General features: G+C 32.6%; 13 protein-coding genes. 9 read left to right on the top strand and 4 right to left on the bottom strand.

Annotated features, from left to right (window positions below; all coding sequences use genetic code 11):
- Positions 1–91: 91 nt before the first annotated feature.
- The 9 genes from AC5LW9_RS00065 (at position 92) to AC5LW9_RS00025 (ending at position 10,811) form a co-directional block, all read left to right on the top strand.
- Positions 92–1,138 (top strand): hypothetical protein, encoded by a 1,047-nt coding sequence (locus tag AC5LW9_RS00065; protein ID WP_493456094.1) that lies wholly within the window; start codon positions 92–94, stop codon positions 1,136–1,138.
- 12 nt (positions 1,139–1,150) lie between these two features.
- Complete coding sequence (locus AC5LW9_RS00060) at positions 1,151–3,115, top strand: vWA domain-containing protein (protein ID WP_493456093.1); 1,965 nt, start codon at positions 1,151–1,153, stop codon at positions 3,113–3,115.
- A 5-nt stretch (positions 3,116–3,120) separates the two neighbouring features.
- On the top strand, positions 3,121–3,837 hold the full coding sequence (locus tag AC5LW9_RS00055; protein WP_198227560.1) for an ABC transporter ATP-binding protein: 717 nt from the start codon (positions 3,121–3,123) through the stop codon (positions 3,835–3,837).
- Between the two features lie 3 nt (positions 3,838–3,840).
- Positions 3,841–5,064 (top strand): ABC transporter permease, encoded by a 1,224-nt coding sequence (locus AC5LW9_RS00050; RefSeq protein WP_493456092.1) that lies wholly within the window; start codon positions 3,841–3,843, stop codon positions 5,062–5,064.
- Complete coding sequence (locus AC5LW9_RS00045; protein ID WP_198227558.1) at positions 5,021–6,643, top strand: SUMF1/EgtB/PvdO family nonheme iron enzyme; 1,623 nt, start codon at positions 5,021–5,023, stop codon at positions 6,641–6,643. Before AC5LW9_RS00050 ends, AC5LW9_RS00045 begins: the two co-directional genes overlap by 44 nt.
- Positions 6,643–7,335: a hypothetical protein gene (locus tag AC5LW9_RS00040; RefSeq protein WP_493456091.1), complete on the top strand. Its 693-nt coding sequence runs from the start codon at positions 6,643–6,645 to the stop codon at positions 7,333–7,335. The genes AC5LW9_RS00045 and AC5LW9_RS00040 overlap by 1 nt, the downstream gene beginning before the upstream one ends.
- A gap of 2 nt (positions 7,336–7,337) precedes the next feature.
- Positions 7,338–7,820, top strand: coding sequence for a hypothetical protein (locus AC5LW9_RS00035; protein WP_198227556.1), 483 nt, complete (start codon positions 7,338–7,340; stop codon positions 7,818–7,820).
- A gap of 59 nt (positions 7,821–7,879) precedes the next feature.
- Entirely contained in the window at positions 7,880–9,214 is a 1,335-nt protein-coding gene (locus AC5LW9_RS00030; RefSeq protein WP_493456090.1) for a vWA domain-containing protein, read from the top strand.
- A gap of 118 nt (positions 9,215–9,332) precedes the next feature.
- Positions 9,333–10,811 carry a vWA domain-containing protein gene (locus AC5LW9_RS00025; RefSeq protein ID WP_493456089.1) on the top strand — a complete coding sequence of 493 codons (1,479 nt, stop codon included), beginning with the start codon at positions 9,333–9,335 and terminating at the stop codon, positions 10,809–10,811.
- A gap of 117 nt (positions 10,812–10,928) precedes the next feature.
- Here AC5LW9_RS00025 and gyrB read toward each other — a convergent pair whose 3' ends face one another.
- From gyrB to dnaA, 4 genes are read right to left on the bottom strand one after another with little or no spacing between them, the layout of a single operon-like run.
- A complete protein-coding gene (gene gyrB / locus AC5LW9_RS00020; protein ID WP_493456088.1) occupies positions 10,929–13,340 on the bottom strand; it encodes a DNA topoisomerase (ATP-hydrolyzing) subunit B in 2,412 nt (803 codons plus the stop codon).
- A gap of 42 nt (positions 13,341–13,382) precedes the next feature.
- Entirely contained in the window at positions 13,383–14,456 is a 1,074-nt protein-coding gene (gene recF / locus AC5LW9_RS00015; RefSeq protein WP_039125979.1) for a DNA replication/repair protein RecF, read from the bottom strand.
- Between the two features lie 49 nt (positions 14,457–14,505).
- Positions 14,506–15,609, bottom strand: coding sequence for a DNA polymerase III subunit beta (gene dnaN / locus AC5LW9_RS00010; RefSeq protein ID WP_493456087.1), 1,104 nt, complete (start codon positions 15,607–15,609; stop codon positions 14,506–14,508).
- Between the two features lie 16 nt (positions 15,610–15,625).
- Positions 15,626–16,984 carry a chromosomal replication initiator protein DnaA gene (dnaA, locus tag AC5LW9_RS00005; protein WP_198227548.1) on the bottom strand — a complete coding sequence of 453 codons (1,359 nt, stop codon included), beginning with the start codon at positions 16,982–16,984 and terminating at the stop codon, positions 15,626–15,628.

Genomic DNA, 16,984 nt, shown 5'->3' with positions numbered 1-16,984 from the left:
TAAATAAATAAGGTAGCATGAAGCTATCTTGGATTATGAAAAGTTTATCAATCTATATTGATAAACTCTTAGTTGTGAAATAGAGGATATCATGGCACTAAGAATTGAATTAGAAGGGTATAAACCAGGTATTGCTAGATTTTTGGCACAAAAATGGAATGGCAGTGCTGATATTGATATATTGATTCAACGTAACCAAGATAATTATTATTTATCCGGTCTTAATCAATGGGGACCAGAAAAAAATTGGCATTCATTGAATAATATGTCAGTAGATAATGAGCAATTAATTGGATATGTTGATGAATGGCTAGTTGACTCTTTATTATCTCAAGAAAACAGTGTTAGATTTCTTATTCAAATTCGTGATAAACAAAATGAAAGTTATACAGATCGTGGAGTAGTTAATATTGGTGAAACAGTATTTCCATCCTCTGCTTTGAATATTCAAACAGAACAACCACAGGTTATTGAACAAAATACGATTGAGATAAATGAGATTAATTCGAATTCGGTTCAATCAGATACTATCGAATCTTTAGATCCTCAATCTGAATTACCAACTGTTAAAGAAGAAAATCAAGCAATAACAGAGCCTGAGGTTGAGATAGAAGTCATACCAGAACCAGCAACTACACAAGAAGTTATCTCTACTCCAGAACCGACTAAATCAAAAAGTAAATTGAGGATATTTATCCTAATTTTTATAATAATACTGATTTTAAGTGGGCTTGGTGCATTAGCATGGTATTTCTTATTTTCTCAAGATAAAAGTTCTTCAGATACTTCAATACAAGGCAATAGTCAGTGTAATGTCGCTAATGTAACAAGTGATGATTTAACCTTTATTCAACAATGTTTACAGTCAAAACCGAATACTGATGTGTTAATTGAGTTAATCAATCAAGCAAAACAAGTGAATAAATGTAATATTGCTCAGCGGTTATATGCGAATCAATCCTTATTAAATGCTAAAATTGCCTTACTTTATGCCAAAGAATATGATGAAAAATTTTATCATAACAACTCGTGCTTTAAAACAGATAAGGAAACGGCGATTTATTGGTATGAAACTACATTAAATAATGATCCTAATAACTCGTTGGCTAAAGAGCGTCTAGCTGAATTGCAAAAATAATAAGGTGCAAGTATGAAAAGAAAAGTAATTTCAACATTAATTATCGGATTTAGTTTTACTTGTTTACCTTTGGTTAGTTCGGCTATAGAACCATTAAAGCAAGAGGGTAAAACAACACTTTACCAGCGAGTTCTTAGTACTCCAACTTGTGAGTTAAAAAAAGATATTAAGGATTCTACTGGTCAATCAGTGCCTGCCTTTTCTCGTTATTATGTTTATGAGCGTAAAACGGATAATAATCAACAATGGCTTAGTGTTGGTCCAGATTCTTATGGAAAAACCATAGGTTGGATTAATAATGCATGTGCTATCGCTTGGAATATGCAAATGACATTAGTCTTTACTAACCCTGTTGATCGTGATTCTCTCTTATTTTTTAAAGATAAAGCCTCACTTACGACTTTTGTTGATGCAAATCAACCTGAAACTTTGTTAAAACCGATTAGAGAGGCACTTAAAAACAATAAATCAGTCCCTGAAATTATTGCTCAAGAGCCAAAAGAGTATGTTGATTTTAAATCAAATTTTTATTTATTACCTATTTTACAAGGTGAAGAAGTAATGAATGGTAAAGGATTTTATGAGCGTATTTTAGAAGTTGCTTCAGTGAGTAAGCAAGATGATTTGGTAAAAAATAATAACGCTCAATCTAATGTACAAAGTTCTGATAATGACATCAATCAGGTAGCGCCATTCAAAGCTGCGATAGTATTTGTTATAGATTCGACTATTTCAATGGATCCTTATATTTCAAGAACTAAAGAAGCGGTTGAACAAGTATATCGACATATAGAAAAGGAAAATTTACAACAACAAGTAAAATTTGGTCTAGTTTCATTCCGTTCAAGTTTACAAACATCGGATAAGTTAGAGTTTTTAACAAAGATTTTTGTTGATCCTAACAAGGTACAAAATAGAGAAGATTTTATGCAGTTAAGTTCATCGCTCAAACAGGCGACTGTTTCTACTGCTTATTTTGCTGAAGATTCTTATGCTGGTATTGCAAAAGCATTAAATGATATTAATTGGAATAGCTTTGGCGCACGTTATATGATTTTGATCACTGATGCTAGTGCTATTCCTGGCGATGATAAACTTTCCAGTACTGGAATGGATGCTGCGCAGTTAAGACTTGAAGCTCAACATAAGGGTGTTGCTATTTATGCATTACATTTAAAAACACCAAGTGGTGAAAAAGATCACCAAGTTGCGGCAACTCAGTATTCAGATCTAACTTATAATGATTATATCCATAAATCACTTTATTATCCTGTTAATGCCGGTGATGTAAATGAATTTGGTAGTAAAGTAGACTTGTTAGCTAAAGCTCTGTCAGAACAAGTTAAACTAGCGTATAAAGGTGAAGCATCAGTAGGTAATGCAATTAACGCTAAAGATGATAGCTCCAATATGTTAAAAGATGCATTGTTATTAAGTAAGGCGATGCAACTTGCTTATTTAGGTGGTACGAATGGTACGAAAGCACCTTCAGTTTTCAAAGGATGGATTGCTGATAAAGATTTTGTTAACCCAACGATACCAACAGCCGAACCTCGTATCTTGTTGACCAAATCTCAATTAAGTGATTTAAGTGATATTGTCAGTAAAATAGCTAATGCGGCTAATGATGGGTTAATTTCTGCTGATGATATGTTTTCCCAGTTACGTTCTGTTGCTGCAGCTATGGGACAAGATCCAAATAAATTAAAATCAGATTCAGTGACTAAAATTGCCGATTTAGGTTTATTAGGTGAATATTTAGATAATATTCCATACAAAAGTGATGTCACAGCTCTTGATCAAGATACTTGGAAAAGTATGAGCGGGTTAGAGCAAGAAAAATTTATTCGAAATTTAAATAGCAAAATTCGTTACTACCAAAAATGTAATGCCGATGTTGATCGTTGGATATCATTAGCTGAAGGAAGTGATCCACGAGATAATGTTTATCCTATTCCATTAGAAATGTTACCGTAAAGCAAATGTTAGTAATAAAACAACTTGAAATTTCTCGATTAACGGGTAACTCTTCTTTTAGAGTCTGTTTACCTGAATTGAGATTAAGAGCAGGGGATGTTGTTGTGATTCAAGGAGACAGTGGATCGGGAAAAAGCACTTTGCTTGAAATGATTGGTATGATACTCAAACCAGATAATATAGATGACTTTAAACTTTTTTTAGACAATAACGATCTTGATATTGCTAAATTGATTAATAACAATGATATAAATCAATTAGCCAATATACGTGCTCAATATTTAGGATTTATGCTGCAAACAGGTGGTTTACTGCCATTTTTGAAGATATATGATAATCTTTTATTGCCACTTAAATTATTACAAAAAAATGTTGATAATTCACGGTTAGAATATTTGATAAATAAACTAGGCATTTCTCATTTGTTAAATAAATATCCTAAACAATTATCGATTGGTGAGCGTCAACGAGCTTCTTTTATTCGTTCAATTATCCATAAACCAGCATTATTGCTTGCAGATGAACCAACCTCTGCTCTCGATCCTTATAATGCAAATTTACTTTTTGATTTAATTATTGAACAGGCAAAACAAGATAATATTGCAGCTATAATAGTTACTCATGATTGGCAACGTGTTTCTACGAAAGGTTTATTCACTTTATCCGCTAAGTTAGTCTCCTCACATTCATCAGAATTTTTACCTTTACATGATAGGCAATAAAAAATGGCTAAAGTAATATCTAAATGGTTGCTCATTATTCGTTTGTCGTTTGCTGATTTATGGTATGACAAAAAAGTTTCATTTTGCATCATTGCATCGGTTATATCTGTTATTACACCGTTATTATTATTATTTAGTTTAAAGTATGGGGTTGTTTCACAGCTTCGTGAGCAACTACTTAATGATCCTCAAAATTTGGAAGTTAAAATTGTAGGGAATTTACATCTTGATGATGCAGTGTTTGATTGGATAAGTAAGCAACCAGAAACCGCTTTTGTCATCCCATTAACTCGTTCACTTAATACTCAGGCCGATTTAATGAAAGATTCAAGCCATTTTGTGAGTAACACTGAGATTATACCAACAGCTAGTGGAGATCCACTTACAAACGATTTTCCTAAAATTGATAATGAAAATAAAGTTTTACTAAGTGCTTTATCTGCTGAAAAAATGCAAGTTACTGTTGGTAGCCGGATAAAACTAATTATTACAAGACAACTTGATGGTAAATTCGAAAAAGGTTTAACTGAATTAGAAGTTATTGGCATTATTCCAGAAAATCGTTATAGCCGAACAGCTGCTTTTGTTTCATTAAATTTATTGATTGCTATGGAAAATTTTTATGATGGTTATCAAAGTGACCTTTTTGCAACTCAAACAGGTAAACTTAATCCCCCAAACCATACTTCATTTGCACGAGCACGTATTTATGCGAATTCGCTAGATAATGTGGCGCCGCTATCTTTTAAGTTACGAGAAAAGCAGATTGAAACGCGTACTCAATCTAATGCAATTGAGAATATAAAAGCAATTGATCGGGTATTTAGTTTTATATTTAGTGTAATTGCTTTTACTGCAGGTTTTGGTTGTATTTTATCATTTATTGGTTCATTTTTATCTAACATTGAACGTAAGCGTAAAGATATTGCTTTTATGCGTTTGCTTGGTTTTCAATCAAAAAATATTATGCTTTATTTGATTAACCAAGCTGTAATGTTGAGTTGCTTGGCATTTTTTGTATCTCTTATTCTATTTTTATTAGGAAATCATGCGTTTAACAATGTTTTAGGGAAAAATTTAGTTTCACAACCTATTGTAAGTCGATTACAATTTTATCATCTGGTTGTTGCATTTATGTTGAACATGTTTATTACATGTATCGTAGTGTTTATAGGAGGTCAACGTGCCATTAAAATCCAGCCAGCTGAAAGTTTACGAGAAGTTTAATACTAAAAAAAATATATTTTGTGTATTAATATTTATAGGCATGAGTTTATTTCCTTTCATCAGCTATGCTGAGCCATGGGATACTAGTTTTTATAATCCTAAACCCTCGAACGATGATGTTATTTTACCAATGCCATGTGATGGTAGCTTGGTGATGAAGAAAGTCTATACACCTACAAATAAACCATTAGATGATATCAAAGTTATTCTGGGTAGCAACCAAAAAGAGCTTGGTTTTGCTGAATATGCAACTCCAAATTATATTTCGGGTAGTTTTTCAGATAACGGTAAAGAACGATATTATCTGATAGGTAAGTATGAAGTAACAGCATTGCAATATCAATCTGTGATGAATGATACTTGTCCTTCAGCAAAAATTTTACTTATATTTCCAGTGACAAATATTAGTTGGTTTGATGCTATTGCATTTACTGATAAATATAACCGATGGTTAATTGAAAATCAGACAAAAACTAAATTAAACAAGATTCCACAAGGGTATTTTCGCTTACCTAATAATACTGAATGGGAATATGCGGCACGAGGTGGTACAAAAGTAACTGAATCTGAATTTCGTGAAAACCACTTTCCAATGACAGCTAACTTAGAAAATTACGCTTGGTTTTCTGGAGCAAAATCTGCTAATGGTAAACTACAACTTATTGGTCGATTACAGCCTAATCCGCTGGATATTTATGATATTTTGGGTAATGCAAATGAAATGATGTTTGACTCTTTTCGTATGAATAAGTTAGATCGTTATCATGGGCAAGAAGGAGGAATGATTGTTCGTGGTGGCAGTTATTTAACTCCTGAGTCGTCAATAACTACAGCATTTCGTACTGAAAAACCTTATTATGATGATAAAGGTGCTTACAAGAGTCAGGATGTTGGATTTCGTTTGGTTTATACAACTTCAGTCATGAATTCAAGTGAGGCTGTTAAAGTTTTAGATAAACAATGGAGTGAACTTGGAAATGAAACAACAAGTTCCGCAAATGGTAACATTGTTAATGAACTTGAGAAAATTACTAAACAAGTTGATGATGAAAAAACAAAAAAAGAATTGAATCAACTCAATACGTTGTTACGTAGTGCAAATCAAGCTAGAGATGAACAACGAAATCGTTCTATACAGTCAGCATTACAATTAGGTGCGTTTTTGTGCGCCAATGTTTCAGATTTAAACAGTAAATTTGAATACAATAATAACTTGTATAATACAATGACTAATGAAATTTGCGATCCAGATGAAACAGAAACATTGCCTGATGATAATATGTGTTCAAAAGTTAGGCTCAATAATTTAAAACAGGTACTCAATGAATCAAAAAATGCAAGAGACTTTATTTTAAAATATTATGCCGATACTATCGTTACTACTGCATCAAATTATGAAAAAAATATCATTAATGAGCAAGCTCAACCCACACAATTTATTTTGCAAAACAGTGGTAAAGCCAACATGAGTGATTACTTAAAACTTTATTTACAGCATATTAATCAATACATTGTGTCAGGAAAGGTTGATAGAACAACTTGGTTACAGTCTTGTGATGAGATAAAAGGAAAAAAATAATGAACAAAGTAATAGGAACATTAGCTTTATGCATATCGATAATTTTAACTGGTTGCCAATCCTCATCAGGTGGTGTAAGTACTAGAAATGCCGATCCTGCTTTAACTAAAGATACTACAGCTCAATTTTTCAGTAAATCCGCTTGGCAAGCTTGTGCTATAGGTGTTGGTATTATGGGAGTTGGCTGTTTGTTGTTAGGTGAAAAAGCGCGCACATGCCTTGCTTCAGCAGCTGTTGGTTGTGGTGTAATGATGGGAGGAAACTATTACTTGGATACTAAACGCGAAGAGTTTGCTGATGCTGAGATGCGTATTGATGCTTACATTCAAGATCTTCAACAAAACACACTAGAAGTTCAATCAATCACACAAAATGCAAAGAATGTTTTGGATAAAAATTTAGCCACACTTCATACATTAAATGAACAAATAAAAAATGATAATGTGAATAAAAAGCAAGTTCAGAAAGATTTGACTCAAATTGATGCAAATATTGCTTATCTGAATGATAAATTAAAAAGAATTAAAAAAGTTGAAAATGATTGGGTTAATCTTTCTGTACAAGAACAACAATCAGGTGTAAATGTAACAAGATTAGATAAAGAAATTAGTCAATTACATAAACAAATTGCTGCACTTGAAAAACAAATTAATCTAGTTACTCAACAACGTTCAGCTGTGAAGGTCAGTTAATTATGAAAAGAATATCTATTATTTCACTTTTGTCTTTAGTTTCTCTCGTAGGTTGTTCAACAACTCCTGAACAATGTGATCCAAGAAATACTAATTTGGGTATTATGGATAAAATAAGCTGTAACTATTCTGGCAATTACCAGACACGTATTGATCAGAAGAAGAAAATTCTTGAAGATGAGCAAAAAGCTAACCAGCAGTTTAAAGAAATTTATGCCAATATAGAAAAACAAAAAAATGATACAACTTTAAGTCTTAAGCAAAAACAAGCTCAGCAAAACAAACTTAAACAAGACTTAATGAAATTGACTAATGAAGTTAAAGAAAAAGCTAAAGATCGTGATGATTTACAAAAACAAGTTAATGACATTCAACAACAATTTAAACAAGTTAATCAATCAAATAAGTCAGAAATTGAAAAACAAGTTGAACTCGACAAATTGTATATAAAACTTCAAAAATTACAAAAAGCGTTAAATATATAAATATACTTGTGCTTAATAAAATATTGATAAAAAAGTTAAATGTAAGGAATTAATAACAAATGCAGAGAATAATAAGGATTAAGATTGATCATAATGATTTTCAAAAAATGTCTTTATTGGATCAGTATAATTCTTTGTTAACGTTATTAAAACCACATTTAACTGAACGAACCTTTTCAATTTTAGCTACGCCCAAATTAATTGATGACAATCAGTATTTGGGGTGGTATACAGATCTTCAGGGTCAACCTGTTTTTCTAAATAGTGTTGCTGATGAAGTATTAAAAAAGCAAATATCAGAAAAATTACAAACACGAATTTGCGACATTGAATTAACCATTAAATCTTTGCAGTTGAATGAGGATCAACAAGCGTTGGTTTCATCTTGGTTACCAAGAATTAAAAGTTTAGGTAACCAAATCTATATTGTTAATGGTGAACCAGTGATTATAAATACGTTTGAAGATCCTATCTTACCACCACCTGTTGTTGCGCTTTCAACTATACCGATGAAAAAATTTTGGCGTTGGTGGCATTTTCTGATATTAGCTCTTTTATTTGCAGCATTAGGATCCTTGTTATACTTTTTGTATCCTTTCAATAAGGCCAATATAGTAGACGAAATACCTAAATTAACTATTATACCGCCAGTATTGGTTAAGAAACCCGAACCAGAACCGGCTCCTGTTGCTAGAAATTGTATTCCTAAAGAAGATGTGATAAAAAATAATAATGCATCGAAAATGGTGATGATATTTGATAATTCGGCTTCAATGACATTAACGTTAATGGAGTCAAAATCAGCTATTAATCAGTATTTAGCAAGTGATTTCAGTATGATGACAGAAAAAGAAGCTGATGCTTATGAAGCGCGAATGACAAGGTTACCTAATCGTTTATCAAGTAGTAAAAAAGTCGCATTGTCGACTATTGATAAAATACAACAAGATATTAATATTGCTCTCGTTACATTAACCAGTTGCCCTGTTGCACAAACGACTTCATTTTATGATCATGCCAGCCGCGAAAAACTAAAAAATAAGATTAATAAACTCAATCCATTAGAATATAATAGTGCTACGCCATTATACAGTGGTGTACAGCAAGCGAGTAAAATGCTTGATGGTGTAAATCGCGATGATTATATTTTAATAATTAGTGATGGTGAAGATAATTGTACTAAAAGTAATATTTGTACATTAGCTAGTAAAATTGCAGCTAAACAGCCTCGTTTAAAAATTAATATTGTTGATATTGCTGGGCAACATAAAATTGACTGTGTAGCGAAAAGCACAGGTGGTAAAGTTTATATCGCACAAAATCCGACAGAAATTGTTAATCAAATGAATAATGCTGTTTCTGATTTGAATATTACTAAACCTATCTGTGAATGATATTAAGCTAAAAATTATTTCATATAGAAATTAATTGAAAAATAATGACATAAATAGGCTTCACACTAGATTTGTATGATAGTCTGAAAATAATTAGAAATAAGGACGTGGGTTAACAATGCAACGTATAACTCGAGTTAAAGTCGATCACAATAATCCATCAAAACTCATTTTATTAGATCAATATAATTTAATATTATCGTTACTAAAACCTTATTTGACCGAACGTACTTTTTCGATTTTTGCGGTACCGAAGTTAATAGATAATAATCAATATTTAGTTTGGAACACAAATCTTGAAGGTCAACCTATTCCAATTAATAGTATTGCAGATGAGTCATTAAAACAAAAGATAACAGAAACGTTACAAACTCGAATAAATGATGTTGAAACATCTATCAAAACAATTGTATTGGATGAAGAACAGCAAAAATTAATTTCATTATGGTTACCTCGGATCAAAAGTTTAAGTAATGAAATTTTTGTTATTAATGATGACCCCGTAATAATTTATAGTCTTGATGAACTTGTTTTACCTAAACCAGCCATTACAGAAACAGTCATTTCTCCAAAAACTTTCTGGGGATGGTGGCGTGTGTTATTGTTATCTTTATTATTATTAGCCGCATTAGGTGCTTTGCTGTTTTGCTTTTATCCATTTAACAAGGATAAACTAGCAGAAACGATACCTCAAATTACCATTATTCCTCCTATATTGGTAAAAAAACCAGAGCCAGAGCCAGAACCAATTGCTGAATCTTCTAAAGAAGAACCTAAATTTGTTGAAAATTTAGAGCCAAAAGAGTTACCAATTGAAGATAAAAAGAAAGATATCAAGATAGAAAATGCACCTAAACCAGTGCCAAAAGTCAAAAATCCTCCGAATTGTATTACTAAAGAAGAGATAAAGAATAATCCTAACCCATCAAGAATGATTATTGTGTTTGATAACTCTTTATCCATGATTGCAACGCTAGCTGAATCACCATCCGAAGTAGAGCAGTTCTTTCAATATTTAAGTTACGGTTATCCAAATTATATGTCAGAACAAGAAAAAATTAAATATTATAAGAAGATGACTCGTTTACCAAGTCGTTTGTCGACAAGTAAAAAAGTAGCTTTATCAAGTATTGATAAAATACAACCTAATATCGACATTTCGCTTGTAACTTTAAATCATTGTCCAGCAGCAAATGCTACACAATTTTATGATTATTCCAGCCGTAATATTTTAAAAAATAATATAAATAGACTTAATCCATCGGCTGTTGGTGGTGGAGGAACGCCACTTTATAGTGGTTTAGAGAAAGCAAGTAATATGCTTGATGGTGTTAAACGTGAAGATTATATTTTAATTATTAGTGATGGTGAAGATAACTGTTCTAAGAATAATATCTGTACATTAGCAAATTATATTGCTACAAAAAAACCAAAGCTAAAAATTAATATTGTAGATATTGCAGGCGAACATAAAATTGATTGTGTTGCTAATATGACAGGAGGAAAAGTTTATATAGCTCAAAGTCCAAAAGATATGATTAAGCAGATGAATAAAGCCGTTTCAGATCTGAAAGTAGATAGACCTGTGTGTCAATAAATTCTTTTATTTAATCGATTCAATAGATTGAATAAGGTGGTAAAAGAATGATATTAATTGTTAAAAAAACCAGACAGTTGTCTGGTTTTTTAGTTTATTTTTATTGAAAAAACAATTTTAAAAATCTAAATTAGCTGCTTTTAACGCATTTTCTTCAATAAATAATCGGCGAGGTTCAACTTCATCACCCATTAATGTGGTGAACAGTTGATCAGCCTCTATAGCATCTTTGATCGTCACTTGTAACATCCGGCGACTAGTTGGATCCATCGTTGTTTCCCATAGTTGTTCCGGATTCATTTCTCCTAGACCTTTATAGCGCTGAATAGTGAGTCCTCGACGAGATTCGCGAATTAGCCAATCAACAGCTTCTTCAAAAGAATTAACAGGCTGTTTACGCTCACCTCGTTGAATAAATGCACTCTCTTCAAGTAGATCTTTTAATTGTGCTCCTAAGTGGCAGATATTGCGATATTCATTACTATGAATAAAGACTTGGTCTAATGCATAATTAGTATCAACGCCATGTGTTCTTACTTTTATGATTGGTACATATAATTGTGTCTTTTCATTAAAAGGAGCTGAATAACCATAGCTACTGCCATGTTGTTCTTTACTTGATAATTTTTCTACAATGGTTTTTGCCCAATTTTCCGCTTGCTGTTGGTCTTTTAGTATATTTTCATCTAATACTTCATGATAAACCATTTCAGAAAGCAGCGCTTTAGGGTATCGTCGTTCCATTTTAGTAATTAACTTCTCGACTTTTTGATATTCAGCAATGAGCTTTTCCAATGCTTCCCCAGCTAATGCTGGTGCATGATCATTTACATGTAATGATGCATCTTCAAGAGCTAAAGCAATTTGAAATTGAGTCATCGCCTCATCATCTTTAATATATTGTTCTTGTTTGCCTTTTTTTACTTTATATAAAGGTGGTTGAGCAATGTAAACATAACCACGTTCAATAATTTCTGGCATTTGGCGATAAAAGAACGTTAATAGCAACGTACGAATGTGTGAACCATCGACGTCAGCATCGGTCATAATAATGATACTGTGATAACGCATTTTATCAGGATTATATTCGTCACGACCAATTCCACAACCCAGAGCAGTAATTAATGTCGCTACTTCTTGGGAGGACAGCATTTTATCAAAACGCGCTTTTTCAACATTTAGAATTTTACCTTTAAGCGGTAAAATAGCTTGATTTTTACGGTTACGACCTTGTTTAGCCGAGCCACCAGCAGAATCCCCTTCCACTAAGTAGAGTTCTGAAAGAGCAGGATCTTTTTCTTGGCAATCAGCTAGTTTGCCAGGTAATCCCCCTAAATCTAAGGCGCCTTTACGACGTGTCATTTCGCGTGCTTTACGTGCAGCTTCACGGGCTCTTGCTGCATCAATGATTTTACCAACAACAATTTTGGCATCTGATGGGTTTTCAAGTAAGTATTCAGCTAATTTTTCACCCATAGTAGATTCCACTGCTGATTTAACTTCTGATGAAACCAACTTATCTTTAGTTTGTGATGAAAATTTAGGGTCTGGAACTTTTACAGATACCACTGCAATTAGACCTTCACGAGCATCATCGCCTGTCGCGCTGATTTTCGCTTTTTTACTGTACCCTTCCGTTTCCATGTAATTGTTAAGTGTTCTAGTCATGGCACCACGAAAACCAGCTAAGTGGGTGCCACCATCTCTCTGTGGAATATTATTAGTAAAACAATAGATGTTTTCCTGATATCCATCGTTCCACTGTAATGCTATTTCAACGCCAATACCGTCTTTTTCAGTACTAAAATAGAAAATTTTAGGATGAATAGGGTTTTTATTTTTGTTTAAGTATTCAACAAACGCTTTAATCCCACCTTCATAATGATAATGTTCGCTTTTACCTGTGCGCTCATCAAGTAGTCTTATCGATACGCCAGAATTTAAAAATGAGAGTTCTCGTAAGCGTTTAGCTAAAATTTCGTAGATAAATTCAATATTGGTAAAGGTTTCTGGACTTGGCCAAAAACGAACATAAGTACCTGATTCCGTTGTTTCACCAATGACTTTAAGTGGTTCTTGCGGAACACCAAGGTTATAAATTTGGCGATGAATCTTCCCATCGCGATAAATAATTAATTCTAATTTGTCTGATAAGGCATTAACAACCGAAACACCTACACCATGTAAACCACCAGAAACTTTATAAGAATTATCATCAAATTTACCACCAGCATGCAACACGGTCATGATAACTTCAGCTGCTGAAATTCCTTCTTCTTCATGAATACCAGTTGGAATACCTCGACCATCATCTCGCACAGAAACAGAGTTATCAGGATGAATAGTTACTTCAATATGGTGACAATAACCAGCTAATGCTTCGTCTATGGCATTATCGACTACTTCAAAAACCATATGGTGAAGTCCTGTTCCATCATCTGTATCACCAATATACATTCCTGGACGTTTTCGGACAGCATCAAGCCCTTTGAGTACTTTAATACTAGAAGAATCGTAAGAATTAGACATGAATTTCTCGACTTGTTTGATTGTTTATTTCGTTCTGTATATCTAAGAAATTATACCAGATTTTATGTGAAAAATCTTATCATTTTCATTGATCATATGGGTAATCTGATCTTGACTAACTGCAGTAATAAATACTTGTGAATTAGCTAATTTTAGACGCTTTGCTAATAATTCTCGTTTGGTATTATCTAATTCTGAAGCGAAATCATCAATCAAATAAACACAAGGTTGTGAGTTTTGTTTTGAATAGTACTCACCTTGAGAAAGACGTAAAGCACACATTAATAATTTTAGCTGACCTCGAGATAACAGATCTTCAACAGGAATATTATCGACACGTAATCGAATATCTGCTTTATGAGGACCAACCGAAGTGTAATTAATGAATTTGTCTCTTTCATATTGTTTACGTAATATTTCGGAATATTCAATACCATGTTCCCAACCTTGATAATATTGACAATTAATTTGATATTCAGGTAGAAAATCTTGGCAAGTATGAATAATCTCAGGGAAAATATTTTGAGAATAATCTGCTCTAATCTGGCTTATTTTTTCAGCGATAGGGGAAAGTTCTTTATCCCAAGGTAGTAATTGATTATAGTTATCACATTGTTTTAGTAAAGCATTACGTTGTTTTAATAAACGTTTTAAATTGTTCCAAAGATGAACAAATTCGGGATAATGATGAAAGCAGCCCCAATCAATAAACGAACGTCGATATTTTGGACCTCCAGTCAGTAAATCAAAACCTTCAGGTGTGATTAATTGGATCGGTAAAAGTTTTGCTAAATCAGTTAATCGGAAACCATCATCACCATCAATTTTTATTTTATTATCATTATTACGATTTTTTGCAAGACCAATTGTTCGGGTTTGCTGATTGATTGATTTAATTTGGCTGAATAAAACTAATTCTGGTTGTTCATGTTGTATAATTCGATTGGATTGAATGTGTCTAAATGCACGACCATGTCCAAGCATATAAATGGCTTCAAGTAGACTGGTTTTGCCACTACCGTTATCACCTATAATGTAGTTGAAATGATGAGATAATGATAACTCAGCATAATCAATATTACGGAAATGATGAATTTTGATTTGTGAAATTGTCATATTAATGAATAAAGCTTCTGGTCGTTACCAGAAGCTAGATGAGATTTGATTATAAACGCATTGGCATAACAACATAAATGGCTGATTGATCATTAATATCTTCAATCTGGACACTTGATGTTGCATCAGTTAATAAAAGCTGTACGCTATCGCATTTTAATGTGTTTAATATATCTAATAAATAGGTTACATTAAAGCCAATTTCAAGTTCTGCTGATTTATATTTTACATCAATTAATTCTTCAGCTTCTTCTTGTTCTGGATTATTTGCTGTGATTTTTATTTGATTGTTATGTACATACAATCTTATTCCGCGGAATTTTTCATTAGATAAAATTGCTACCCGAGATAAAGCATTTCTTAATTCATCACATGATACTTCTAGTGGTTTATCCGGATTACGAGGTAGTACTCGTTTATAGTCTGGAAATCTTCCATCAATCAATTTTGATGTAAAAGTGAAATCACCAAGATTAACACGTAAATTATTATTTCCAATTTGTATATTAATCGGTTCCTCATTATCACCAACAAGTTTTGCAAGTTCAATTACCCCTTTTCTTGGAAGAATTACCGAACAAGCAGCAGAAATATTTTGTCCAATAGGTTGAGCACAAAATGCTAAGCGGTGACCATCAGTTGCAACTGATTTTAATAAACCATCCTCAATTTCAAATAACATACCATTTAAATAATATCTTACATCTTGATTAGCCATTGAGAATTGAACTGCATCAATAAGTCGTTTTATGGTTTTTTGTGGGATGGAAAGATCAATGTCACTTTGCCAATTTTCAAGATTAGGAAAATCACTAGCAGGTAATGTCGTTAAAGAAAATTTACTTCGACCAGATTGAATGATTAATCGATTATCGTCAACCGTTATTGAAATTTGAGCATTACTAGGCAAATTACGACAAATATCGAGAAATTTTTTCGCGGGAACCGTTGTTGCACCAGGCTCATTTGCCTCGATCAAAGGTAAATGAGAAATCATTTCAATTTCGAGATCTGTACTTGTCATTGATAAAACATTATCACTTACTTGTAATAATAAATTACCTAAAATTGGTAGCGTCGGACGACTACTGAGTGGTGCGCTAACAAGTTGCAATGGTTTGATAAGTTTTTCGCGATCAATAATAAATTTCATAATGTTGATTCTTTTTTTAGGTTGATAATGTTCGAATTAAATTAGAATAATCTTCTTTAATATCATTGTTTTCTTCTTTTAATTCTGCGATTTTACGGCATGCATGTAATACTGTTGTATGATCTCTCCCTCCAAATCCATCACCAATTTCAGGAAGACTTTTGTTTGTTAACTCTTTCGCTAATGCCATTGCAACTTGACGAGGTCTTGCAACGGATCTTGAACGACGTTTTGATAACAAATCAGATACTTTGATCTTATAATATTCAGCAACTGTTTTTTGTATATTTTCAATAGTTACAAGTTTTTCTTGCAAAGCAAGTAAATCTTTTAGAGCATCTTTTACAAAATCAATAGTAATAGATTTACCAGTAAAATTAGCATTAGCAATAACGCGATTAAGCGCGCCTTCTAATTCACGTACATTGGAACGTAGACGTTTAGCAATAAAAAAAGCAACCTCTTCTAATAGCTTAATATTATTTTCTTCAGCTTTCTTCATTAAAATTGCCACACGTGTTTCAAGTTCTGGTGGCTCTATTGCTATTGTTAATCCCCAGCCGAAACGTGATTTTAAGCGATCTTCTACGCCATTTATCTCTTTTGGATAGCGATCAGAAGTTAATATAATTTGTTGATTACCCTCTAGTAACGAATTAAAAGTATGAAAGAACTCTTCTTGTGAACGTTCTTTATTAGCAAAAAATTGTATATCATCAATAAGTAATGCATCAACAGAACGATAATAGTTTTTAAACTCTTCAATCGCATTATTTTGCAAGGCTTTTACCATATCTTGAACAAAACGTTCTGAATGCATATAAACAACTTTTGCATTGTCTTTTTCTTCAATTATTTGATTACCAACAGCATGCAATAAATGGGTTTTACCTAATCCAGTTGAACCATATAAAAATAATGGGTTATAAGCTTTTCCTGGATTCTGAGCAACTTGTTTGGCAGCGGCAACAGCAAGTTGATTAGACTTACCTTCAACAAAGCTATTAAATGTGTGTTTATGATTAATACCAGAATGATAAGTGTGGTTACTATTACTTTCTTTAGTCATTTTCCAAGCAGGAACAAGTTCTGCTTTTGGTTGTTCATTTTTGACTTTTTTATCCATCGAAAGAGTTGAGCCAACTTCAAGATGTAATTTCAAAGAATCGTTATTAAAATGCTTATTTAGTAATTGAGATATTGTTGTTAAATATTTATTCCTGACCCAATCTAAAACAAATCTATTAGGGGCATAAATATAGAGTTTGTTATCAATCATTTCCGCTTGCAATGGTCGAATCCATAAATTAAATTCAGTTGTCGGAAGCTCTTCTTGTAATTGAGAAAGACAATCTTGCCAAATAGCGGTAGGCAC

Source organism: Gilliamella sp. LMG 34360 (genome assembly GCF_984568995.1).
Note: the sequence above shows the minus strand (reverse complement) of the source record. Positions and strands in the feature narration are given on the sequence as shown.

Bases quoted from the DNA above. Each gene is read 5' to 3' on its own strand.
- AC5LW9_RS00060 (WP_493456093.1), top strand. From the start codon at position 1,151: ATGAAAAGAAAAGTAATTTCAACATTAATTATCGGATTTAGTTTTACT.
- AC5LW9_RS00065 (WP_493456094.1), top strand. From the start codon at position 92: ATGGCACTAAGAATTGAATTAGAAGGGTATAAACCAGGTATTGCTAGA.
- dnaN (WP_493456087.1), bottom strand. From the start codon at position 15,609: ATGAAATTTATTATTGATCGCGAAAAACTTATCAAACCATTGCAACTT.
- AC5LW9_RS00055 (WP_198227560.1), top strand. From the start codon at position 3,121: ATGTTAGTAATAAAACAACTTGAAATTTCTCGATTAACGGGTAACTCT.
- AC5LW9_RS00040 (WP_493456091.1), top strand. From the start codon at position 6,643: ATGAACAAAGTAATAGGAACATTAGCTTTATGCATATCGATAATTTTA.
- recF (WP_039125979.1), bottom strand. From the start codon at position 14,456: ATGACAATTTCACAAATCAAAATTCATCATTTCCGTAATATTGATTAT.
- AC5LW9_RS00030 (WP_493456090.1), top strand. From the start codon at position 7,880: ATGCAGAGAATAATAAGGATTAAGATTGATCATAATGATTTTCAAAAA.
- AC5LW9_RS00025 (WP_493456089.1), top strand. From the start codon at position 9,333: ATGCAACGTATAACTCGAGTTAAAGTCGATCACAATAATCCATCAAAA.
- AC5LW9_RS00035 (WP_198227556.1), top strand. From the start codon at position 7,338: ATGAAAAGAATATCTATTATTTCACTTTTGTCTTTAGTTTCTCTCGTA.
- AC5LW9_RS00050 (WP_493456092.1), top strand. From the start codon at position 3,841: ATGGCTAAAGTAATATCTAAATGGTTGCTCATTATTCGTTTGTCGTTT.
- gyrB (WP_493456088.1), bottom strand. From the start codon at position 13,340: ATGTCTAATTCTTACGATTCTTCTAGTATTAAAGTACTCAAAGGGCTT.